At 61.2% G+C, this 20,396-nt stretch carries 21 protein-coding genes and 1 pseudogene; 11 read left to right on the forward strand and 11 right to left on the reverse strand.

Going from position 1 to position 20,396, the window contains the following annotated elements:
* The first annotated feature begins 10 nt into the window (after positions 1-10).
* The 3 genes from JFV30_RS05895 to cysB all read left to right on the forward strand — a co-directional run bounded on the left by JFV30_RS05895 (position 11) and on the right by cysB (position 2,571).
* A complete protein-coding gene (locus JFV30_RS05895; RefSeq protein ID WP_010176168.1) occupies positions 11-928 on the forward strand; it encodes a 5'-nucleotidase in 918 nt (305 codons plus the stop codon).
* A 63-nt stretch (positions 929-991) separates the two neighbouring features.
* Entirely contained in the window at positions 992-1,492 is a 501-nt protein-coding gene (locus JFV30_RS05900) for a universal stress protein (RefSeq protein WP_010176167.1), read from the forward strand.
* Positions 1,493-1,596: 104 nt separating this feature from the next.
* Positions 1,597-2,571 carry an HTH-type transcriptional regulator CysB gene (gene cysB / locus JFV30_RS05905; RefSeq protein ID WP_010176165.1) on the forward strand — a complete coding sequence of 325 codons (975 nt, stop codon included), beginning with the start codon at positions 1,597-1,599 and terminating at the stop codon, positions 2,569-2,571.
* A 5-nt stretch (positions 2,572-2,576) separates the two neighbouring features.
* On the opposite strand, the gene JFV30_RS05910 is transcribed toward cysB, so the two are convergent.
* Positions 2,577-3,059, reverse strand: a complete 483-nt coding sequence (locus JFV30_RS05910) for a GreA/GreB family elongation factor (RefSeq protein ID WP_201122454.1) — start codon at positions 3,057-3,059, stop codon at positions 2,577-2,579.
* Positions 3,060-3,074: 15 nt separating this feature from the next.
* Complete coding sequence (locus tag JFV30_RS05915; RefSeq protein ID WP_201122456.1) at positions 3,075-3,443, reverse strand: hypothetical protein; 369 nt, start codon at positions 3,441-3,443, stop codon at positions 3,075-3,077.
* 131 nt (positions 3,444-3,574) lie between these two features.
* Between JFV30_RS05915 and earP the strand changes: the two genes are divergently transcribed.
* Both earP and JFV30_RS05925 read left to right on the forward strand, forming a co-directional pair.
* Positions 3,575-4,708: an elongation factor P maturation arginine rhamnosyltransferase EarP gene (gene earP / locus JFV30_RS05920; RefSeq protein WP_201122458.1), complete on the forward strand. Its 1,134-nt coding sequence runs from the start codon at positions 3,575-3,577 to the stop codon at positions 4,706-4,708.
* A gap of 49 nt (positions 4,709-4,757) precedes the next feature.
* Positions 4,758-5,330, forward strand: a complete 573-nt coding sequence (locus JFV30_RS05925) for an elongation factor P (protein ID WP_003218698.1) — start codon at positions 4,758-4,760, stop codon at positions 5,328-5,330.
* Positions 5,331-5,397: 67 nt separating this feature from the next.
* Here the strand turns inward: JFV30_RS05925 and JFV30_RS05930 are convergent, their stop codons facing one another.
* The 4 genes from JFV30_RS05930 to JFV30_RS05945 form a co-directional block, all read right to left on the reverse strand.
* A complete protein-coding gene (locus JFV30_RS05930) occupies positions 5,398-6,414 on the reverse strand; it encodes an alpha/beta hydrolase (protein ID WP_010176161.1) in 1,017 nt (338 codons plus the stop codon).
* A 24-nt stretch (positions 6,415-6,438) separates the two neighbouring features.
* On the reverse strand, positions 6,439-6,858 hold the full coding sequence (locus tag JFV30_RS05935; RefSeq protein ID WP_010176159.1) for an organic hydroperoxide resistance protein: 420 nt from the start codon (positions 6,856-6,858) through the stop codon (positions 6,439-6,441).
* A gap of 149 nt (positions 6,859-7,007) precedes the next feature.
* Entirely contained in the window at positions 7,008-7,460 is a 453-nt protein-coding gene (locus tag JFV30_RS05940) for a MarR family winged helix-turn-helix transcriptional regulator (RefSeq protein WP_169387506.1), read from the reverse strand.
* A gap of 77 nt (positions 7,461-7,537) precedes the next feature.
* The gene (locus JFV30_RS05945) at positions 7,538-8,488 is read right to left on the reverse strand and encodes a LysR family transcriptional regulator (protein WP_201122460.1); all 951 of its coding nucleotides are present in this window, start codon (positions 8,486-8,488) and stop codon (positions 7,538-7,540) included.
* A gap of 108 nt (positions 8,489-8,596) precedes the next feature.
* Here JFV30_RS05945 and JFV30_RS05950 point away from each other — a divergent pair, with 108 nt between their 5' ends.
* Complete coding sequence (locus JFV30_RS05950; protein WP_029616122.1) at positions 8,597-9,346, forward strand: sulfite exporter TauE/SafE family protein; 750 nt, start codon at positions 8,597-8,599, stop codon at positions 9,344-9,346.
* On the opposite strand, the gene JFV30_RS05955 is transcribed toward JFV30_RS05950, so the two are convergent.
* On the reverse strand, positions 9,336-10,217 hold the full coding sequence (locus JFV30_RS05955; RefSeq protein WP_201122462.1) for a LysR family transcriptional regulator: 882 nt from the start codon (positions 10,215-10,217) through the stop codon (positions 9,336-9,338). The two genes, JFV30_RS05950 and JFV30_RS05955, sit on opposite strands and share 11 nt — an antisense overlap.
* Before the next feature lie 70 nt (positions 10,218-10,287).
* On the opposite strand from JFV30_RS05955, the gene JFV30_RS05960 reads away from it, so the two are divergent.
* Complete coding sequence (locus JFV30_RS05960) at positions 10,288-10,494, forward strand: DUF1127 domain-containing protein (RefSeq protein ID WP_201122464.1); 207 nt, start codon at positions 10,288-10,290, stop codon at positions 10,492-10,494.
* 45 nt (positions 10,495-10,539) lie between these two features.
* Positions 10,540-11,769, forward strand: coding sequence for a winged helix-turn-helix domain-containing protein (locus JFV30_RS05965; protein WP_201122466.1), 1,230 nt, complete (start codon positions 10,540-10,542; stop codon positions 11,767-11,769).
* Here JFV30_RS05965 and JFV30_RS05970 read toward each other — a convergent pair.
* Positions 11,749-13,095 (reverse strand): class II 3-deoxy-7-phosphoheptulonate synthase, encoded by a 1,347-nt coding sequence (locus tag JFV30_RS05970; protein ID WP_201122467.1) that lies wholly within the window; start codon positions 13,093-13,095, stop codon positions 11,749-11,751. The genes JFV30_RS05965 and JFV30_RS05970 overlap by 21 nt on opposite strands.
* A gap of 119 nt (positions 13,096-13,214) precedes the next feature.
* Here JFV30_RS05970 and JFV30_RS05975 point away from each other — a divergent pair, with 119 nt between their 5' ends.
* On the forward strand, positions 13,215-13,970 hold the full coding sequence (locus JFV30_RS05975; protein ID WP_010176150.1) for a spermidine synthase: 756 nt from the start codon (positions 13,215-13,217) through the stop codon (positions 13,968-13,970).
* Positions 13,971-14,824: 854 nt separating this feature from the next.
* Here the strand turns inward: JFV30_RS05975 and JFV30_RS05980 are convergent.
* Positions 14,825-15,615: pseudogene (locus tag JFV30_RS05980) on the reverse strand (crotonase/enoyl-CoA hydratase family protein).
* Positions 15,616-16,038: 423 nt separating this feature from the next.
* On the opposite strand from JFV30_RS05980, the gene JFV30_RS05985 reads away from it, so the two are divergent.
* The gene (locus JFV30_RS05985) at positions 16,039-17,712 is read left to right on the forward strand and encodes a DEAD/DEAH box helicase (protein ID WP_003209050.1); all 1,674 of its coding nucleotides are present in this window, start codon (positions 16,039-16,041) and stop codon (positions 17,710-17,712) included.
* A 69-nt stretch (positions 17,713-17,781) separates the two neighbouring features.
* Here the strand turns inward: JFV30_RS05985 and JFV30_RS05990 are convergent, their stop codons facing one another.
* Positions 17,782-18,549, reverse strand: a complete 768-nt coding sequence (locus JFV30_RS05990; RefSeq protein ID WP_010176148.1) for a DODA-type extradiol aromatic ring-opening family dioxygenase — start codon at positions 18,547-18,549, stop codon at positions 17,782-17,784.
* A gap of 102 nt (positions 18,550-18,651) precedes the next feature.
* Here JFV30_RS05990 and JFV30_RS05995 point away from each other — a divergent pair, with 102 nt between their 5' ends.
* The gene (locus JFV30_RS05995; protein WP_201122469.1) at positions 18,652-19,308 is read left to right on the forward strand and encodes a thiopurine S-methyltransferase; all 657 of its coding nucleotides are present in this window, start codon (positions 18,652-18,654) and stop codon (positions 19,306-19,308) included.
* Positions 19,309-19,359: 51 nt separating this feature from the next.
* Here the strand turns inward: JFV30_RS05995 and htpX are convergent, their stop codons facing one another.
* Positions 19,360-20,247: a protease HtpX gene (htpX, locus tag JFV30_RS06000; RefSeq protein ID WP_003209055.1), complete on the reverse strand. Its 888-nt coding sequence runs from the start codon at positions 20,245-20,247 to the stop codon at positions 19,360-19,362.
* Positions 20,248-20,396: the final 149 nt, after the last annotated feature.

Genomic DNA, 20,396 nt, shown 5'->3' on the forward strand with positions numbered 1-20,396 from the left:
GGGAACACACATGGCAAAGGGATTGGGCGACAAACTGGTGCTGGCGATTTCCTCGCGGGCCCTGTTCGACCTGAGCGAAAGCCACAGGGTTTACCTGGCACAAGGCGTCGAGGCCTATCGCAAGTACCAGATCGACCACGAGGAAGAAACCCTCGAGCCCGGTGACGCCTTCCCACTGGTGAAGAAACTCCTGAGCCTCAACGCCAGCCTCGGCCGTGCCCGGGTCGAGGTGGTGCTGGTGTCGCGCAACAGTGCCGACACCGGCTTGCGCGTGTTCAATTCGATCCAGCATTACGGCCTGGACATCTCCCGCGCGGCGTTCGTCGGAGGGCGCAGTCCTTATCCTTATCTGGCCGCGTTTGGCTGCCACCTGTTTCTGTCCACCCATGCCGAAGATGTGCGCAGCGCCCTGGATGCCGGGTTTGCCGCCGCGACCATTTTGTCGGGCGGCGCAGGGCGGGCTTCCAGCGCCGAATTGCGGATCGCTTTCGACGGCGACGCGGTGCTGTTTTCCGACGAGTCCGAGCGCATCTACCAATCGGGAGGCCTGGAAGCCTTCCAGGCCAGCGAGCGGGAGTCGGCACGCGAGCCGTTGCGCGGCGGTCCGTTCAAGGGTTTCCTGGCGGCGCTCAATTTGTTGCAGCGTGAGTTCCCCGACGAGTCCTGCCCGATCCGTACCGCGCTGGTGACCGCCCGTTCGGCGCCTTCCCATGAGCGGGTGATTCGCACGCTGCGCGAATGGGATATCCGTCTCGACGAGTCGCTGTTTCTCGGTGGCCTGGAAAAGTCGGCGTTCCTCGAAGCCTTTGCCGCCGATGTGTTTTTCGATGACCAGGAAGGGCATTGCGAGAAGGCCAGGGAGTTCGTGGCCACCGGGCACGTCCCCCATGGGATCAGTAACGAGTTGAAAATTCAGACCGAGGGCTGAGCACTGCCAAAGGCGCTGCTAAGCTGAATCAATCTCCGCCATCCTGGCTGTCCAGGAGGTTCTATGATTCGTTCGATGTTGTACGCCACGGACCTTGGTCTGTACGCGCCTTATGTGATGCAACATGCCCTGGCGCTGGCACGAACGTTCAAGGCTGATCTGTATGTGATTCATGTGGTCGAGCCCATCGGGCTGTTCGCCGAATCGGTGTTGCAGAGCTACCTTGATGAGCGGGCCTTGAGTGAATGGCAAAGCCAGGGGCTGACCACCGTGATGGCAACCATCGAACAACGGGTGCTCGACAGTTTTCGCGAGGAGCTGGGGGAAGGGGAGCAGGACCTCAAGTTGATCCGTTCGGTGCGAGTGATCCAGGGCGATCCCTGCGAAGTGATTCTCGACCAGTCGCAGAAACTCTCCGTGGATTTGTTGATCGTAGGTAGTCACAGCCAGGCGGTCGGGGTGGCGACGCCCCTGGGGAGAACCGCCGCACGGGTGTTGCAGCTGTCTCAGGTGCCGGTGTACCTGGTGCCGCTGTTGCAGCGTCGACGCAGTGATGACGTGTGATTGGTAGAAAACGATAAAAAGTTCTAGATTTATCCGTCTAACCTTTAATATAGTTATATACCGTCGCTGATACCCGTGGCGTCTATCCGCTTTGAGGGACACATATGAAGCTTCAACAACTGCGCTACATCTGGGAAGTGGCGCACCACGACCTCAACGTTTCCGCTACTGCTCAAAGCCTTTACACCTCGCAACCCGGTATCAGCAAGCAGATCCGCCTGCTCGAAGACGAGCTGGGCGTTGAAGTGTTCGCGCGCAGCGGCAAGCACCTGACCCGTGTCACCCCGGCCGGTGAGCGCATCATCACCACCGCTGGCGAGATCCTGCGCAAGGTCGAAAGCATCAAGCAGATCGCCCAGGAATTCTCCAACGAGAAGAAGGGCACCCTGTCGATCGCCACCACCCACACCCAGGCACGTTACGCGCTGCCACCGGTGATCAGCAGCTTCATCAAGCAGTACCCGGACGTGGCCTTGCACATGCACCAGGGTTCGCCGATGCAGATCGCCGAGATGGCCGCAGACGGCACCGTCGATTTCGCCATCGCCACCGAAGCCCTGGAGTTGTTCGGCGACCTGGTGATGATGCCGTGCTACCGCTGGAACCGCTGCGTTGTGGTCCCTCAAGGTCACCCGCTGGCCAAGCTGCCGAAGCTGACCCTGGAAGCCCTGGCTGAATACCCGATCGTGACGTACGTATTCGGTTTCACCGGCCGTTCGAAACTCGACGAAGCCTTCAGCCACCGCGGCCTGACGCCGAAAGTGGTGTTCACCGCCGCCGACGCCGACGTGATCAAGACTTACGTGCGCCTGGGCCTGGGCGTCGGCATCGTCGCCAAGATGGCGGTCGACACCAAGCTCGACAGCGACCTGGTGGTGCTCGATGCCAGCGAACTGTTCGAATCCAGCGTGACCAAGATCGGCTTCCGTCGTGGCACCTTCCTGCGCGGCTTCATGTGCGACTTCATCGAGAAGTTCGCCCCGCACCTGACGCGCGAGGTCATGGCCAAGGCCATCCAGTGCCACAACAAGCAGGAACTGGAAGAGCTGTTCGACGGCGTCGAACTGCCGGTTCACTGATCGGCTTATTTCACCTCGGTAACAGCAAACTGTTGCCGAGCGCCTCCCACCAGAATCTCCACCTCATCCCCTTCGAACTTGCCCAACAGGCTTTTGCCCAGGGGCGAGCGTGGGGTGATGACGGTCACCGGTTGCCCCACCACATCGACTTTCAACCCTGCGCCGTCCGGTGCCAGGAATAGCCACTGCTGGCGATCGTTTTCATCCACCAGCCCCAGCAATGCGCCCACCTCGATCCCGCGTTGGTCATCGTAGGCGCGCAACTGCATGTTCTGGCAGAGCGTCAGCGCCTGCTTGATCTCTTCGACGCGCCGGGCCTGGCCGGCGGCCAGGTAGGACGCCTCCAGCCCCAGGGTGTCGTACTTGTTCTCGGCGATGTTTTCTTCGTGGGTTGCGGTTTCGTAGGCGGTTTGCGCAGCGCGCAGGGCGATATCGAGATCGACCGCGAGCTTGTCCAGGACCAATTGGTGAACGGCGTGCTTATTCATGGGCGGCTTTCGTGATCAATCGCAAAATTGCAGGACGTTGGCCCGGCTCTTGTCGTTGGGGGCGTTCTGGTCCTGTTGCAGCCAGAACTGGCATTTGGGGTTGGACAGGTTGCGTGGGTTATTGCGGGCCTGGTCCAGGGTCTGCTGTTGCTCCTGCTTGCGCAGGTTCTCCTGGTACTGCTCGAACATACGGTTCGGCGGCTCCGGTGCGACCACCTCCGGTTTGCCCAACTGCTGCACCACCCGGGCCACCGGTGCCACGGTTTGCTCAGGCAAATAGCGGGACCCCAGCCACACGCTCAGCACGATGGCGATAAAACCCAGCCACAGGCCGAAGGCCACGGCGATACTGAGCTTGAACAGCGAGAACGAACGATCAGACATGGTGGCCTCCTGGCGGGCACGTGCGGCATGGCGCCGATTGTCCCACAGCCGCGTGCAGAATAATCGTGATCAACCCTTCGCAATCGAGGCTTTTATGCGGACAATCGAGCCTTTGAATGTTGGAGCCCGGAATGAAAGCCCGCTGGGATATTTTTTGCAGCGTCGTCGACAACTACGGCGACATTGGCGTGACCTGGCGCCTGGCCCGGCAACTGGTGGCGGAACACGGTTGTGCGGTGTGCCTGTGGGTCGATGACCTGCGGGCGTTCGAACGCATGTGCCCCGAGATTGATGTGCAGGTGCACCAGCAATGGCAGGAGGGCGTCGACGTGCGCCACTGGCCTTGCGACTGGCCGGCAACCGACGCGGCAGACGTGGTGATCGCCGCATTCGCCTGCCAATTGCCGCCTGACTACATGGAAGCGATGGCCGCACGCGAACGTACGCCGTTGTGGATGAACCTGGATTACCTGAGCGCCGAAGACTGGGTAGTTGGCTGCCACGGGCTGCCCTCGGTGAAATTCAAGGGCGTGCAAAAGTACTTCTTCTTTCCCGGATTCCGTCCCGGTACCGGCGGTTTGCTGCGCGAAGCCGGGCTGCTGGAACAGCGCGATGCCTTCCAGCAAGACGCCGCCGCCCGGCAGCAGTTTCTGCAGGCGCTTGGGGTTTTCCCGACCACGGGCGCGCGGATCATGTCGTTGTTTGCCTACGAAAACGCCGGGCTGGCCAGTTGGCTCGACGTGCTGGCCGCCGATGGGCGCGCCACTCATCTGTTGGTGCCGGAAGGGCGGATCCTGGGTGATGTGCAGCGCTGGCTGGGCGTCGAGTCGCTGAGCGTGGGCGACGTGCACCGGCGCGATGCCTTGACGCTGCAGGTGCTGCCGTTCGTACGCCAGGAGCAATACGACCGATTGCTCTGGTGCTGCGACTTCAACGCCGTGCGCGGCGAAGACTCCTTTGTGCGGGCGCAATGGGCCGGTCGACCCCTGCTGTGGCACATCTACCGCCAGGACGAAGACATTCACCTGGACAAGCTGGAGGCCTTCCTTGAGCTGTACACCGAGGGCCTGTCGCCGGCCGCGAAAGTCGTGTTGATCACTCTTTGGCAGGCCTGGAACGCTGATGGCGATATGGCACAAAGCTGGAAAATGCTCCTCGAACACTGGCCGGAAGTGACCGCGAACGCCGAAAGATGGGCTCTGGATCAAGGCTCGCGGACCGATCTTGCGACGGCGCTGGTACAGTTTTATGTAAATTGGATATGATACGCGACCTTGATTTTTGTAAATCCCATCCAAATTTCGGATATTCGCAATGAAAACTGGTAAAGAACTGAAACCCGGTACAGTGATCCGTCTCGAAAACGACCCTTGGCTGGTTCAGAAAGCTGAGTTCACCAAGTCTGGTCGTAACAGCGCAATCATGAAGACCAAGCTGAAGAACCTGCTGACCGGTTACAAGACCGAGATCGTCTACAGCGCCGATGACAAACTGGACGACGTGATCCTCGACCGCAAAGAAGCGACCCTGTCCTTCATCAGCGGCGACACCTACACGTTCATGGACACCACCGACTACACCATGTACGAGCTGAACGCTGAAGACATCGAAGCCGTTCTGCCGTTCGTGGAAGAAGGCATGGAAGACGTCTGCGAAGCTATCTTCTTCGAAGACCGTCTGGTTTCCGTAGAGCTGCCGACCACCATCGTGCGTAAGGTTGCCTACACCGAAGGTTCCGCTCGTGGCGACACTTCGGGCAAAGTGATGAAGCCTGCCAAGCTGGCTAACGGTACCGAACTGCAAGTGGCCGATTTCATCGAAATCGACGACCTGATCGAGATCGACACCCGTGAAGGTGGTTCGTACAAAGGTCGCGCCAAGAAGTAATTCTTGCGCCACCGGTACGACAGAAAAAGCCCGACCATGAGTCGGGCTTTTTTGTGGGTGCCGTTTTTTACTTCAAGTGTTGCTTCAGTTCCTCGGACGCTTGCAGCAGCGCCGAACGGACTTCCGGTACCTGGCTGACGACGTTCAGCAAACCGTAGTCATGGATCATGCCGTTGTAGCGCACGGCGGTCACCGGTACACCGGCTTCATCCAGCTTGCGGGCATAGGCTTCGCCTTCGTCACGCAGTACGTCGGAGCCTGCGGTCTGAATCAGTGCCGGAGGCAAACCCTTGAGCTGTGCGGCAGTTGCCCGCAGGGGCGACGCATAGATCTCGGCGCGCTGGTTGGCATCGGTGGTGTAGTTGTCCCAGAACCACTTCATCATGTTTCGGGTCAGGAAGTGGCCTTCGGCAAACTGGTTGTAGGACCCGGTGTCGAAGTTGGCGTCGGTCACCGGCCACAACAGCAGTTGGAACTTGATCGCCGGAGTGCCCTTGTCCTTGGCCATCAGGCTGACCACGGCTGCCATGTTGCCGCCGACGCTGTTGCCGGCGACGGCCAGGCGTTTGCCATCAACGTTGATCTCGCTGCCATGTTCGGCTACCCACTTGGTTGCCCCGTACGCCTGGTTGATCGCCACCGGGTAATGCGCTTCAGGTGATGGCGTGTAATTGACGAACACCGCCGCCGCTCCCGAACCCACCACCAGGTCACGCACCAGCCGCTCGTGGGTCGGGAAATCCCCGAGGACCCAGCCGCCGCCGTGGAAGAACATGAACACGGGCAATGTGCCCTTGACCCCGGCCGGACGCACGATGGTCAGGCTCAGCGGCTGGCCATCGACCTGAATGGTCTTCTGGCTGACGTCGGCCTTGGGCAGCGTGAGCTTCACTCCCGATTGCGCGCCGGTCAGCACCGCCCGCGCTTCCTTGGGCGTCAGTTGCTCCATCGGTTTGCCGGTGCCGGCGTTCAATGCATCCAGAAACGCCTGGGTGTTGTGCTCCACGTCACCGCTGGCCGCAAAGGCGTTGGTGATCGAGAAGGCGAGCAGGGTGCCGGTGAGTACTTTGCCAAATGTGTTCATGTTCTTCTCCAAAAAACGCGTGGGTTAGACGGTTACATGCAGGCGTACATCGACGTTGCCACGAGTGGCGTTGGAGTAAGGGCAGACCTGGTGGGCAGCGTCGACCAGGCTTTGCGCATCGTCCTGGGCCAGGCCGGGCAGGCTGATGTGCAGGTCGATGTCCAGGCCGAAACCGCCGGGGATCTGACCGATGCCGACGTGGGCAGTGATCGAAGCGTCATCCGGGATTTTGCGTTTGGTCTGGCTGGCGACGAATTTCAGGGCACCGATAAAGCAGGCGGAGTAGCCGGCAGCGAACAGTTGTTCCGGGTTGGTGGCCTGGCCGCCTGCGCCGCCCAGCTCTTTTGGCGTGGAGAGTTTTACGTCAAGGATGTTGTCGCTGGAAACAGCACGGCCATCACGGCCGCCGGTGGCGGTGGCTACTGCGGTGTAGAGAGTTTGCATGGTGATTTCCTCGTCAGTATTTGCGCTAATTGTTTGCGCGCTAAGTAAGTGGCGAGATGAATGTATCGCGCTAATAATTAGTGCGCAAGATAAATTTACAAAAAAATCCGCGTGTGAGGGCTGGGTGGCTCTAGCACGCGGTTCCTGGGTTAAACGCTACGCTGCAAATTCCCGCGCAGCGCCAGTAAGTCCCCCTGCAGCTTGCGCAGTTGTTCGATGTCCAGCCCGCTGGCACCCAGAATGCACTGTGGGATATCCATGGCCTTGTCCCGCAGGGCGCGCCCGGTCTCGGTCAATTCAACCACCACCACGCGCTCGTCTTCGCGGCTGCGGGTGCGGCTGAGCAGGCCTTCGGCTTCCAGGCGCTTGAGCAGCGGCGTCAGGGAGCCGGGGTCCGTCAGCAGGCGGTTGCTGATTTCCCCGACGGTCAGGCCATCTTCTTCCCACAGCACCATCATGGCCAGGTATTGCGGGTAGGTCAGGCCGAGGGCTTGCAGCAGCGGTTTGTAGACCTTGGTCATCAGCAACGAGGTGGAATGCAGGGCAAAACACAGTTGGTTGTCGAGCAGCAAGGATTCGCAGGTATCGAGGGGCTTGGTCATGGCAGGGCCTTAAAACGTGTCTGGTTTTGAATCTAGCGGGCAAACCTTTAACGCGCCAGACAATTCTGTCCGGCCGGTCAGCCCAAGCCGCTTTGCAGCGCCAGATCCCACGGCGGCACCGGGCTGAAGCGTGCCTTAAGGTATTCCAGCAATAAGCGGCTGCGGGCGTTGGCCTGTTGCTCCAGGCGCAGGGCATAGATGCCGGCGGTTTCAGGTGACGGCAAGCCGTTCTCGCAGAACAGCGGTACCAGTTCGCCGCGCACCAGGTATTCACTGGCGAGCCAGGTGGGCAGGTGCGCGACACCCAGCCCGGCCAAGGCGCCCGACAGCAGGGCTTCGGCGTTGTTGGCGCTCATGCGGATGCGCTGCGGGCGGTAGGTGGCCTTGCGCCCATCCAGTTCAAAGCGCCAGGCGAACATGGGGGCCAGGCCTTCCCAGTCCAGGCCATCGTGTTCGTTCAACTGGCTGGGATGGGTCGGTGTGCCACGGCTCTTCAGGTAGCCGGGGCTGGCGCAGGCGATGCGCACGATGCTGGCCAGGGGCGTGGCGATCAGCCGGGTGTCGACGATATGCCCGGCCCGCAGCACCAGGTCGACCTTGCCCAAATGCTCGCCCTGCATGTCGACAAAGCTGTCGATCAGGTGCAGGTGCACGTCGAGGCCCGGGTACACGTTAAGAAAGTCGGCGATGGCCGGCGCCAGGTGCCGCCTGCCGAAGGCGGCCGGTGCGTCCACGCGGATCAGCCCTTCAGGTGCATGGCTCAGCGACACTGCTTCGGCCCGCGCCAGTTGCAGCTCGCTGACAATCCGCCGGGCGCGCTCGGCGAACGCCAGGCCGGCGGGCGTCGGCACCACAGCATGAGTGCTGCGCTGAAACAGCCGGCTGCCCACCGAGGCTTCAAGGCTGTCGATGCGCCGCGCCACGGCCGAAGGCGTGAGCGGATGACGGCGGGCGGCGGCAGAAAAGCTGCCGGCTTCCAGCACATCGAGAAACAGGCTCAGTTGATCGGTCAGGGTATTGGGGTTCATCAGCGGCTGCTTGTGCGAAGTTGGCACAGCCATTGTGCGTTGCTGTGCGTTTCCGCGCCAGAGCGGACTGCGTAGCATGCAAGGCCTGGGATCGGCGGGAGCGAAGTGGTGGCAGATTTAGCGTTGTATTTGGTCATGGGTGTGGCGTTGGGCACCGTCGGCGGCTTATTCGGGATTGGCGGTGGGTTGATTGCGATTCCCGTGTTGGGCGTGTTTTGCGGCCTGGACCAACAGATCGCCCAAGGTACGGCCCTGGTGATGGTGGTGCCGAATGTGATGCTTGCCTTGTGGCGCTATCACCAGCGCAACCGGATTGAACTGCGCCATGCCTTGCCGCTGGGCGTGATGGGCTTCTCCTTTGCCTGGCTGGGTTCGATCTGGGCGGTGGGCATTGACGCGGGAGTGATGCGGGTGGGGTTTATCGCGTTCCTGTTGGTGTTGGCGTCCTACAACCTGCTCAGAATGTTTACCCATAACGCGCCGCCTTCAGCGCAGATGCGTTATTCCTGGCCATGGCTGGGAGTGCTGGGTGCGGCGTCCGGGTCCATGGGCGGTTTGTTCGGGGTCGGCGGCGCGGTGGTGGCCACGCCGGTGCTGACCAGCATTTTCGGGACCAGCCAGGTGGTGGCCCAAGGGCTGTCGCTGGCGCTGGCTTTGCCGAGTACCAGCGTGACCCTGGTGACCTACGCCTGGCACCATGAAGTGGACTGGCTGATCGGCGTGCCCCTGGCCGTCGGCGGCCTGCTCAGCATCAGTTGGGGGGTGAAGGTCGCCCACGCCATGCCGGAGCGCCTGTTGCGCGGGCTGTTCTGCGGTTTCCTGGCGGTGTGTGCGGTGATGCTGACCTTTAAAGTTTGAAGCCTTCAATGATGTACTCGGCGAGGCATTCGGTAATCGGCGAGGTGGTGCGTGGGTTGCGCAACAGCCGCAGATTGACCGACGGCAGCGCCGGGAAACCATCCGCTGCGCCCAATATGCGCAGGTCCTCGGTCACCAGACTCTCCATGTTGATCGTGACTGCCAGGCCGGCGCCTACCACGGCGAGGATCGCGGCCCCGTTGGAGCTGTGATACGCCAGCCGGTACTCCTGCCCTTGGGCGTCCAGCGCGGCGCGTGCCCACTGTGTGCAAAAGCTGTCGAGGCCGGAAATGGCCAAGGGGACGGCGCTGTGCTCGTCCATGCAAAAGCAGGGCGCCGCCACCCAGACCATGCGTTCATGGCGCAGCAGTTCGCCGATTTCATTTCCCGGTTCGCGGCTGATAACGGTCAGGTCGAGATCCCGGCGCTGCATCAGGACCAGTGACGATTCACAGTGCATTTCAATCTGGATCAATGGGTAAGCCTTGGAAAAGCGCTTGAGAATCCCCGGCAGGTAGCGCATCACGTAGTCGTCTGGCGTGCCGATGCGCACCAGCCCGACCATGTGCGGCTCGCGCAAGGTGTTGAACACCTCGCTGTGCAGCTTCAAAATCCTGCGGGCATAGCCCAATAGCACCTGGCCCTCGGGCGTCAACCGCACCTGTCGGCCATCGCGCTCGAACAGCTTGCGCTGCAACACATCTTCTTCCAGGCGCTTCATCTGCATGCTCACCGCCGACTGGGTGCGGTTGACCTGCTCGCCGGCGCGGGTGAAACCACCCTGATCGGCGATGGCGACGAAGGTGCGCAGCACTTCGGTGTCGATACTCGGGTAGCTGGACAATCGATCAATCTCCGAGATGTATTGCATAAGAAACATTCGTTGGATTGATCATAGCGCCAGGCACAGACTTCAGTCATCCCCACTGGAGGGCGAGATGATGAAAGGTCAAAGAGGTTTTGTGCTGATGGCGAAACGGCCGCTTTCCGGGCTGTTCCAGCTGGGTTCCCGGTGGTTGGCGGTGCACCGTGAGCGCCAGTTGTTGATGGGCATGAGCGATGAGGCGCTCAAGGATATCGGGCTCAACCGTGGCGATGTCGAGCAGGAAAGCCGCCGGCATTTTTGGGAAGACCCGCTGCGAAAATGACTCGGGATGCAGTAGGGTGGTTCGCGAGCACACAAGGAGATGCACATGCCCGCAGAACTGTCCTTTTCCCTCAAGCAGGCGCGACGCCTGGCGCTGGCCGCCCAAGGCTTTTCCGGGCGCCAGCCGCCGGCGCTGATCAAGGCCGCGCAGGTCAATCGCCTGGTTGAGCGTTTGGGCGTGTTGCAGATTGATTCGGTAAACGCGGTGGTGCGCTCGCACTACCTGCCGCTGTTTTCCCGTTTGGGTAACTACTCTCCCTTGATTCTTGAACAGGCCGCGTGGAGCTCGGGTCGGCGCCGTTCGCTGTTCGAGTATTGGGGCCACGAGGCCTCGTTGCTGCCGATGGCGCTGTACCCGTTGATGCGCTGGCGCATGGAACGGGCGGCTCAGGGGCAGGGCATCTATCAGCAGATGGCACGCTTTGGTCGCGAGCAACAGGCCACCATCACCCGGGTGCTGGGCATCGTCGAACAGCAGGGCGCCTTGGGGGCGGGCAGTTTGTCGACCCGCGAGGAGCGCGCCGGTCCCTGGTGGGACTGGAGCGATGAAAAACATGCCCTGGAATGGTTGTTCGCAGCAGGCTTGGTGACCGTCGCCGGACGCCGGGGGTTTGAGCGGTTGTATGACTTGCCGGAGCGTGTGATCCCGGCCGACATCCTCCAGCAAGCCCCCTTGAGCGAGGCCGAGGCCCAGCGCGGCTTGCTGCTGCACAGCGCCACGGCGTTGGGGGTGGGTACTGAAAAAGACCTGCGCGACTACTTCCGCCTGGACCCGGGCGACAGCCGTGGACGCCTGGCGGAGTTGGTCGAGGACGGGCAATTGGTCACGTGCCAGGTCCAGGGCTGGAAACAGCCGGCCTATTGCCTGCCCGAGCCAAAAGTCCCGCGCAAGGTGCCTGCCAGTGCGCTGTTATCGCCTTTTGATTCGCTGATCTGGGAGCGTAGCCGTACCGAGCGTTTGTTCGATTTCCGCTATCGGCTGGAGATCTACACGCCCCAGGACAAACGGGTGTACGGCTATTACGTGTTGCCGTTCCTGCACAATGAGCGGATCGCGGCGCGGGTGGATTTACGCGCGGAGCGGGCGGCAGGGCGCCTGGCGGTGCATGCCGTTCACGAGGAAGAGCTGGGGCTGGACGAGGAGGGCATGCAGGCGCTGGCCCTGAATCTGCGGCAGATGGCCGGCTGGCTCGGGCTTGAGCAGATACAGCTCAATTGCCAGCGGGCCAGTGCGGCGCGGTTGCGCGTGGCGCTCTTAGCGCTTGACCTGTTTTAGCGTCTCGGCAATCAGGAATGCCAGTTCCAGCGACTGATCGGCGTTCATCCGTGGGTCGCAGTGGGTGTGGTAGCGGTCCGACAGCCCGTCCTCGGTGATCGGCCGCGCGCCGCCGATGCATTCGGTGACATTCTGCCCGGTCATTTCGATATGAATCCCGCCGGCGTAAGTGCCTTCGGCTTCATGCACCTGGAAGAATTCCTTCACCTCGCTGAGGATCTGCGCGAAGTCCCGGGTCTTGTAGCCGCTGCTGGCCTTGATGGTGTTGCCGTGCATCGGGTCGGAGCTCCACAGCACCTGCTTGCCTTCGCGCTGTACCGCGCGGATCAGGTTCGGCAGGTGGTCGCCGACCTTGTTCGCGCCCATGCGCGCAATCAGGTTCAGGCGGCCCGGATCGTTGTCCGGGTTGAGGATGTCGATCAGGCGGATCAGGTCGTCGGGGTTCATGCTCGGGCCGACCTTGACCCCGATCGGGTTGTTCACCCCGCGCAGGAATTCGACGTGGGCACCGTCCAGTTGACGGGTGCGATCACCGATCCACAGCATGTGTGCCGAGCAGTCGTAGTAGTCGTTGGTCAGGCTGTCGCGGCGCACGAAGGCTTGTTCGTAGTTGAGCAGCAGCGCCTCGTGGGCGGTGAAGAAACTGGTCTCGCGCAGTTGCGGCGAGCTGTCCATGCCGCAGGCGCGCATGAAGGCCAGGGTTTCGTCGATACGGTCGGCCAGTTGGCTGTACTTCTCGGCCAGGGCCGAGTTGGCTATGAAGTCCAGGCTCCACTTGTGCACCTGATGCAGGTCGGCAAAACCGCCCTGGGCAAACGCCCGCAGCAGGTTCAGGGTGGCGGTGGACTGGTGATAGGACTGCAGCAGGCGGTCCGGATCCGGCACGCGGCTTTTTTCGTCGAAGCCGATACCGTTGACGATATCGCCGCGGTAAGCGGGCAGGGTGACGCCGTCGATGGTTTCATCGTTGGAAGAGCGCGGCTTGGCGAACTGGCCGGCCATGCGCCCGACCTTGACCACCGGGCAGCCGGCGGCGAAGGTCATCACAATCGCCATCTGCAGCAGCACCTTGAAGGTGTCGCGAATTTTTGCCGCCGAGAACTCGGCAAAACTCTCGGCGCAATCGCCGCCTTGCAACAGGAACGCGCGACCCTGGGTCACCTCGGCAAACTGACGGCGCAACTCACGGGCCTCGCCGGCAAACACCAGCGGCGGATAGCTCGCCAGGTTTTGCTCGACCTGCGACAAGTGTGCAGCGTCAGGGTACTGGGGTTGTTGCTGGATCGGCAGGGCGCGCCAGCTGTCGGGGCTCCAGGGTTGGCTCATCATGAACTCGAGTGATTTGCGATCGGGGCTGCCATGTTATCAGCAATTAGTACGTGACCTGCTGCCGCCGGTTCGCCCACAATCCCGGCTTTCCCGTTGGCACGCCGTTAGGAGTTGCAATGTCTGAGGAGCGCGTCGAGCGCCTGCTGGCCGAGGTCCATGATGACTTCGGCATGATCCGCGTGCTGGAAGTGGCCGATTACCGCTTTCTCGAGTTTGGCGATGCCATCGAGCAGAGCTGCGTGTTTACTGCCGACCCGAGTTGGCTGGAATACGACTACACCCGCGCGATGTTGATTGGGGCGTTGTGCCATGAGCGGCCGGAGAGTGCGTTGTTCCTTGGGTTGGGGGCGGGGACGTTGACCCAGGCGTGCCTGAAGTTTCTGCCTCTGGACGATGTTGAAGCCATCGAGTTGCGGCCGGATGTGCCGCGCCTGGCCATCGAGTTCTTGGGGTTGGATGATGATCCGCGGTTGTACATCCGCGTCGGGGATGCCCTGGAGTTACTGCCCACTGCGGAGTCGGCGGACCTGATTTTTGTCGATCTGTATACGGATGTTGGTCCTGGGGTGGGGCATCTGGCCTGGACGTTTCTGGAGAACTGCCAGAAGAAGCTCAATCCTGGTGGGTGGCTGGTGATTAATCAGTGGGCTACCGATGATGGCAAGCCGTTGGGGGCGGCGTTGTTGCGTGGGTTGTATCACCGGCATTATTGGGAGCTGCCGGTGAAGGAGGGGAATGTGATTCTGCTGGTGCCGGCGGATCTGGATCAGGGGCTTGATGTGGCTGCGTTGTCGGCTCGGGCGGAGGTCTTGGCGCCGCGGTTGGGGTATTCGCTGCAATCGCTGATTAAGGCGATTCGGCCGGCTACGTAGGTTTTTGGGGGTGTACATATCCGTTATTTGGGTAACGGCGGCTTATGGTTCCGCTCTTACAGCGGGTCACTTTGCAAAAGCGGCAAAGTAACCAAAACGCTCTGCCCCGCCTGTCGGCACCTCGCTAAGGCTCGGTGTTCCCTCACTCCGGCATTGCTCCGCGGGCCGCCGCGACGGGGCGTCCCTGCCCCGTCGCGGCTAAACCGGCGTCCTGCCGGTTTACCCGCTCCTCAATCCCTGCGTTCGGCCTCGGGCTTATTGGGGCAGTCAGAGCCAGATCAAGATCAAAATCTACAGCACAGCGGCCTACAGGCCGGCTTGAGTGGTAGAAGCCACAGCAAAAGCCAAAGCGAAAACAGAGCTGCTTTTCTGTAGGAGCCGGCTTGCCGGCGAAAAACCTGAGAACGCCGCGTTTATTCAGGACGCCAACGTCATCGTTAACGACCATCGCCGGCAAGCCAGCTCCTACAGGGGATCGTGCCCGCTTTAGATTTTGATTTTGCCTTTGCTTCACACCACTCAAGCCGGCCTGTAGGCCGCTGTGCTCTTGATCTGCTTTTGATCTTGATCTTAGGCGCCCCGTTAAACCACGCTGGCCGAACGCAGGTAGTACGGAGCGGGTAAACCGGCAGGACGCCGGTTTAGCCGCGACGGGGCAGGGACGCCCCGTCGCGGCGGCCCGCGCAGTAGTACCGGAGTGAGGGCACACCGAGCATTAGCGAGGTGCCGAGTGGTGGGGCAAGAGCCCTTTTGGTTACTTTTGGGGCTCTTTTCCAAAAGTGACCCGCTGTAAGAGCGGAACCAATAGAAGCCATAACCAAAAAAACGGATATGTACCCCGCCCCAAGCCCCGATCAACAGCCTTTAAACACCCCGGGCCGCTTCTCGACCATCGCCCGTACGCCCTCCTTGGCATCCTCACTGTTCAACAGTTTCTCCACCAACACCGGCAACCCGGCCGCCGCCGCGGTCTCCCCTCAATCCTGGCCTGTCGCGCCGACATCAGCGTCGCCTGCACCCCCAGCGGCGCCTGCTGTGCAATGCGGTTTGCCAGCGCCACCGCCCGGGGCAGCAAATCCTCGCTGGCCATCACCTCCTGCACCAACCCCAACCGCAGCGCCTCATGGGCATCAAATTCATCCCCCGTGAGCAACCAGCGCATGGCGTTCCCCCACCCGGCAATCTGATGAAACCGCAACGTCGCGCCCCCAAAAGGAAAGATCCCACGCTGCACCTCCATCTGCGCAAAGCGAGTGTTGCTGGCGCACAGGTTGATATCCGCCGCCAGCATCAGCTCGATCCCGATGGTCAGGCAATAACCCTGAGCCGCGACAATCACCGGCTTGCTCACCCGGGGCCCCGCGAAAACACCCCACGGATCACAGCCACCCAACGGCGGCTGCCAGCCTTGTGCCATGGTCGGGCCCACATTGGCCAGGTCCAACCCGGCGGTAAAGTGATCGCCATGCCCAAAGACAATGGCCACCCGCGCTTCCTCATTGCGATCAAATTCGCCATACGCCAGGCTCAACTCATTGAGCAATTCCAGGTCGAACGCATTGCGCTTGGCCACGCGATCCAGGCCCAGTAACAGGATATGGCCCTGCTGTTCACGGCTGACGCGGCTGCTGGTGGCTGGGTTCATGGCGTGTGCCCTCGGGCGCAAAGGGAGGTTTCGGACCAAAGGGCCCGCTGTTCAGGGTGAACCGTTTAAGCGTCATGACCAACAGGGCCGGGCCTTTGAAAAATAGACCCTGGCGCCCGGATGCGCAAAGCCTTTGATGCAGAGCCGTTCACCTGGGTTTTCCGATAAAAAAAGCTCCCTTTTTCAGCGATTTCCGGTATAGTGCGCGCCGGCCTTTAACCGGGCCGCGTTTAGGTAGCGCAATTCCCCGAAGTCAGCTTCGGCTGCACGTCCGCACAGCGGACTCTTCCTTGACGAATCTTTTTCATTCATTCGTTTTCGCAAATCCCCGCCGACAAAGCAGCCAGGGCGACTCTTGAGTCTCAACACGGCATGCGCAGCTTTGGAGCATGGGTCTTTGCGGATGCACTTAGAGGCAGACCCATGACCCAGGAAACCGGCGGCTTCGCCGCTTTTAATCTTAACCCGAATATTCTTGCTGCCGTCATCGCGACTGGCTACGAAGAACCTTCGGCTATTCAGCAGCAATCGATCCCGATCATCATGGCCGGCCAAGACATGATTGGCCAAGCGCAAACCGGTACCGGTAAAACCGCCGCGTTCGCCCTGCCAATCCTGCACTGCATCGATCCTGCCAAGCGCGAGCCGCAAGCCCTGATCCTGGCGCCAACCCGTGAGTTGGCGCTGCAAGTAGCAACCGCTTTCGAAACCTACGCCAAGCAAATGCCGGGCGTTACCGTTGTGGCCGTTTACGGCGGCGCGCCTATGGGCCCACAACTGAAAGCAATCCGTAACGGCGCACAGATCGTTGTCGCCACTCCGGGCCGTCTGTGCGACCACCTGCGTCGCGACGAAAAAGTGCTGTCGACCGTGAACCACCTGGTTCTGGACGAAGCTGACGAAATGCTCAAGCTGGGCTTCATGGACGACCTGGAAGTCATCTTCAAGGCGCTGCCAGCGACCCGTCAGACCGTACTGTTCTCGGCTACCCTGCCACAGTCGATCCGTGCCATTGCCGAACGCCACCTGCGCGATCCGCAACACGTGAAGATCCAGACCAAGACTCAGACCGTTACCGCGATCGAACAGGCTCACCTGTTGGTTCACGCTGACCAGAAGACCTCGGCTGTATTGAGCCTGCTGGAAGTCGAAGACTTCGACGCCCTGATCATGTTCGTGCGCACCAAGCAAGCGACCCTGGACCTGGCCAGCGCCCTGGAAGCCAAAGGCTACAAAGCCGCTGCGCTGAACGGTGACATTGCCCAGAACCAGCGTGAGCGTGTAATCGACTCCCTCAAGGATGGCCGTCTGGACATCGTTGTGGCGACCGACGTTGCTGCCCGTGGCCTCGACGTTCCACGTATCACCCACGTGTTCAACGTTGACATGCCTTATGATCCGGAGTCCTACGTTCACCGTATCGGCCGTACCGGCCGTGCGGGTCGCGAAGGTCGTGCACTGCTGTTGGTGACTCCACGTGAGCGCCGCATGCTGCAAGTGATCGAGCGTGTAACCGGTCAGAAAGTTGCCGAAGTCCGCCTGCCGGATGCCCAGGCCGTTCTCGATGCCCGCATCAAGAAACTGACCAACAGCCTGTCGCCGCTGGTGGCTGACGCTGAATCGACCCACGGCGACCTGCTGGACCGCCTGACTGCCGATATCGGTTGCACCCCGCGTGCCCTGGCTGCAGCCCTGCTGCGCAAGGCTACCAACGGTCAGGCCCTGACCCTGGCTGCCATCGAGAAAGAACGCCCACTGGTACCGAACAACGCCCCGCGCGGTGATCGTCCAGAGCGTACCGGTGACCGTCCGGACCGTGGTGATCGTGAGCGTCGTGCTCCGGTTCCATTGGCTGAAGGCCGTGCTCGCTGCCGTACCGCGCTGGGCGCGCGTGATGGCATCGCCGCCAAGAACCTGCTGGGCGCTATCCTCAATGAGGGTGGCCTGGCACGTGAAGCGATCGGTCGCATCCAGGTGCGTGACAGCTTCTCCCTGGTGGAGCTGCCGGAAGATGGTCTGGAGAAACTCCTGACCAAGCTGAAGGACACTCGCGTTGCCGGCAAGCAGTTGAAGCTGCGTCGCTACCGCGAAGATTGATCCGCCCTTGGGCTGATTGATCGAACATAAAAAATCCCCGACTGGTTCGGGGATTTTTTTTGCCTGCAATCAAGCGAAACGATAGATATCCATGCCCAGCGCGCCCAGGGTGAAGCCTTGGTGGGCGGTGCTGAATTCTCCGCCGGCGCCTCGGGCGAAATACAGCGGCAGCAGATGCTCGTCGCTGGGATGACTACGCACGGCATGGGGGGCCTGGCGGCGATAGTCGTGCAACGCGGCTTCATCGTTGGCGGCCAGCTTGCTGACCATCCAGTCGCGAAAATCCCGCGCCCAGGGCTCGATGCTTTCCGGTCCGGCGTGCCAGTCCAGTTCGCCAAGGTTATGGGTGATGCTGCCGGAGCCGATCAGCAGCACGCCTTGTTCCCGCAGGCTCGCCAGTGCGTGCCCGACGCGGGTTTGCAGGGCAGGGCCCATGCGGCTTGGCAGCGACACCTGCACCACCGGGATATCGGCAGCCGGGTACATCAGCGACAGGGGTACCCAGGTGCCGTGGTCGAAGGGGCGCTGGTCATCAAGGCGCGCCTCCAGGCCATCAGCCTTGAGCAATTGCACGATTTGGGTGGCCAACTGCGGGTCACCGGGGGCCGGGTACTGGACGGCAAACAATTCCCGGGGGAAGCCGCCGAAGTCGTGCCAGGTCTCGGGGGCCGCGCTGCCTGTCACGAGCAAACCCTGGCTTTCCCAGTGTGCCGAGACCACCACAATGGCCTTGGGTCGTGGCAGCTCGGCGGCCAGGCGCTTGAGGGCCGGGCCGCTGGCACCGGGTTGCAGGGCAAGCATGGGCGAACCGTGGGAGATAAACAGGCTGGGGAGCATGAGTAGGGTCCTGAGGGTTAAGATGGGACCATCTTCAATCAGATCATTGATCTAAATCTAATATAAGTTTTAGCGCTATTTGATCAAGTTTTAGGGTGAATCATGGAACCTGGATTTTGGCATGAGCGTTGGGCGCGCAATCAGACGGGTTTCCATCTGCCCGAGGTGAATCCTTACCTGCTGCGCCACTGGCCCGATCTGGGCTTGGCGAGCGGGGCGCAGGTGCTGGTGCCGTTGTGCGGCAAGAGCCTGGACCTGGTGTGGCTGGCGAGTATCGGGCATCGGGTGGTGGGGGTTGAGCTGTCGGAAAAGGCCGTTGAAGAGTTCTTCCGCGAGCAGGAGCTGACGCCGCAGGTTAGCCAGCGGGGCGCTTTCAAGGTCTTCCAGGCGGGCTCTATCGAACTGTGGTGCGGGGATTTCTTCGCGCTGGATGCCGGGGCCGTGGTTGATTGCACAGCGCTTTACGATCGTGCGGCGTTGATTGCCTTGCCACCGCTGATGCGGGAGCAGTATGCCGCGCATTTGAACGGGATCATGGCGGGAGGCAGTCGCGGCCTGTTGATCACCCTCGACTATGAACAGACGCAAAAGGCCGGCCCGCCATTTGCGGTGAGCCACGAGGAAGTGAAGTTGCTGCTCGGCGCGCAGTGGAGCCTGGAGGTAATGGAGCAGCAGGACATTCTGGACGACAGCTGGAAGTTTGTTCAGGAGGGTGTCACACGCCTGGACGAGCGGGTTTATCGGTTGGCCAAGGGCTGAATCGCGCCCACAAAAAAGGGGCGATTGAATCGCCCCTTCTTCTTGTCGTTGTCAGCCGCGACGACGCAGTGCGTCAATCCGCTCTTCCAGCGGTGGGTGGCTCATGAACAGGCGAGCCATGCCCTGTTTGATGCCACCGTTGATGCCAAAGGCCGTCAGGGTGTTCGGCATGTGCACCGGCAAGCCCTGTTCGGAGCGCAGGTGTTGCAGGGCGCTGATCATGGCGCCGGTACCGGCCAGGCGTGCACCGGCTTCGTCTGCGCGGAACTCCCGTTTGCGCGAGAACCACATCACTATCGAGCTGGCGAGGAAGCCCAGCACCAGTTCGGCGAAGATGGTCGCCACGTAGTAGGCCATGCCTTGGCCCTGTTCGTTCTTGAAGATCACCTTGTCGACAAAGTTGCCGATGATCCGCGCGAAGAACATCACGAAGGTGTTCACCACGCCCTGCACCAGTGCCAGGGTGACCATGTCACCGTTGGCGACGTGGCCGATCTCGTGGGCCAGCACCGCCTTGATCTCGTCAGGCGAGAACCGCTCCAGCAAGCCCTGGCTGACGGCTACCAACGCGTCGTTCTTGTTCCAGCCGGTGGCAAAGGCGTTGGCTTCATAGGCCGGGAAGATCCCGACTTCGGGCATCTTGATCCCGGCTTCGCGGGACAGTTGCTCGACGGTTTGCAGCAGCCATTGCTCATGCCGGGTACGTGGCTGGGTGATGATCTGGGTGCTGGTGCTCATCTTCGCCATCCACTTGGAGATGAACAGCGAGAAAATCGAACCGGCGAAACCAAAGACCGCACAGAAGATCAGCAGCTGATTGAGGTTCAGATCAACCCCGTTGGCCGCCATGATCCCATTGAAGCCGAAAAGGCTCAGCGTGATGCTGGCAATCAGCACGACCGCCAGGTTAGTGGCCAAGAACAGCAGAATGCGCATCATGGTTGTAGAATTCTCCTCATGCTTAATATGTCGCGTACTGCGGGGTATATAAGGTGCGGCATGGGGCTATTCAACCGAGGGACTATTTCAAACTGTGTCCTACAGCCTGAATGTAGAGCCTTGAAGGGAATTTCCGAAGCCATGGGTGG

It is taken from the genome of Pseudomonas sp. TH32, assembly GCF_016650855.1.
Taxonomy (GTDB): domain Bacteria; phylum Pseudomonadota; class Gammaproteobacteria; order Pseudomonadales; family Pseudomonadaceae; genus Aquipseudomonas.

What these genes read in the sequence shown, in the direction of transcription:
- JFV30_RS05895 (WP_010176168.1), top strand. Translation starts at nt 11, where the DNA reads ATGGCAAAGGGATTGGGCGACAAACTGGTGCTGGCGATTTCCTCGCGG.
- JFV30_RS05900 (WP_010176167.1), top strand. Translation starts at nt 992, where the DNA reads ATGATTCGTTCGATGTTGTACGCCACGGACCTTGGTCTGTACGCGCCT.
- cysB (WP_010176165.1), top strand. Translation starts at nt 1,597, where the DNA reads ATGAAGCTTCAACAACTGCGCTACATCTGGGAAGTGGCGCACCACGAC.
- JFV30_RS05910 (WP_201122454.1), bottom strand. Translation starts at nt 3,059, where the DNA reads ATGAATAAGCACGCCGTTCACCAATTGGTCCTGGACAAGCTCGCGGTC.
- JFV30_RS05915 (WP_201122456.1), bottom strand. Translation starts at nt 3,443, where the DNA reads ATGTCTGATCGTTCGTTCTCGCTGTTCAAGCTCAGTATCGCCGTGGCC.
- earP (WP_201122458.1), top strand. Translation starts at nt 3,575, where the DNA reads ATGAAAGCCCGCTGGGATATTTTTTGCAGCGTCGTCGACAACTACGGC.
- JFV30_RS05925 (WP_003218698.1), top strand. Translation starts at nt 4,758, where the DNA reads ATGAAAACTGGTAAAGAACTGAAACCCGGTACAGTGATCCGTCTCGAA.
- JFV30_RS05930 (WP_010176161.1), bottom strand. Translation starts at nt 6,414, where the DNA reads ATGAACACATTTGGCAAAGTACTCACCGGCACCCTGCTCGCCTTCTCG.
- JFV30_RS05935 (WP_010176159.1), bottom strand. Translation starts at nt 6,858, where the DNA reads ATGCAAACTCTCTACACCGCAGTAGCCACCGCCACCGGCGGCCGTGAT.
- JFV30_RS05940 (WP_169387506.1), bottom strand. Translation starts at nt 7,460, where the DNA reads ATGACCAAGCCCCTCGATACCTGCGAATCCTTGCTGCTCGACAACCAA.
- JFV30_RS05945 (WP_201122460.1), bottom strand. Translation starts at nt 8,488, where the DNA reads ATGAACCCCAATACCCTGACCGATCAACTGAGCCTGTTTCTCGATGTG.
- JFV30_RS05955 (WP_201122462.1), bottom strand. Translation starts at nt 10,217, where the DNA reads ATGCAATACATCTCGGAGATTGATCGATTGTCCAGCTACCCGAGTATC.
- JFV30_RS05960 (WP_201122464.1), top strand. Translation starts at nt 10,288, where the DNA reads ATGAAAGGTCAAAGAGGTTTTGTGCTGATGGCGAAACGGCCGCTTTCC.
- JFV30_RS05965 (WP_201122466.1), top strand. Translation starts at nt 10,540, where the DNA reads ATGCCCGCAGAACTGTCCTTTTCCCTCAAGCAGGCGCGACGCCTGGCG.
- JFV30_RS05970 (WP_201122467.1), bottom strand. Translation starts at nt 13,095, where the DNA reads ATGAGCCAACCCTGGAGCCCCGACAGCTGGCGCGCCCTGCCGATCCAG.
- JFV30_RS05975 (WP_010176150.1), top strand. Translation starts at nt 13,215, where the DNA reads ATGTCTGAGGAGCGCGTCGAGCGCCTGCTGGCCGAGGTCCATGATGAC.
- JFV30_RS05985 (WP_003209050.1), top strand. Translation starts at nt 16,039, where the DNA reads ATGACCCAGGAAACCGGCGGCTTCGCCGCTTTTAATCTTAACCCGAAT.
- JFV30_RS05990 (WP_010176148.1), bottom strand. Translation starts at nt 18,549, where the DNA reads ATGCTCCCCAGCCTGTTTATCTCCCACGGTTCGCCCATGCTTGCCCTG.
- JFV30_RS05995 (WP_201122469.1), top strand. Translation starts at nt 18,652, where the DNA reads ATGGAACCTGGATTTTGGCATGAGCGTTGGGCGCGCAATCAGACGGGT.
- htpX (WP_003209055.1), bottom strand. Translation starts at nt 20,247, where the DNA reads ATGATGCGCATTCTGCTGTTCTTGGCCACTAACCTGGCGGTCGTGCTG.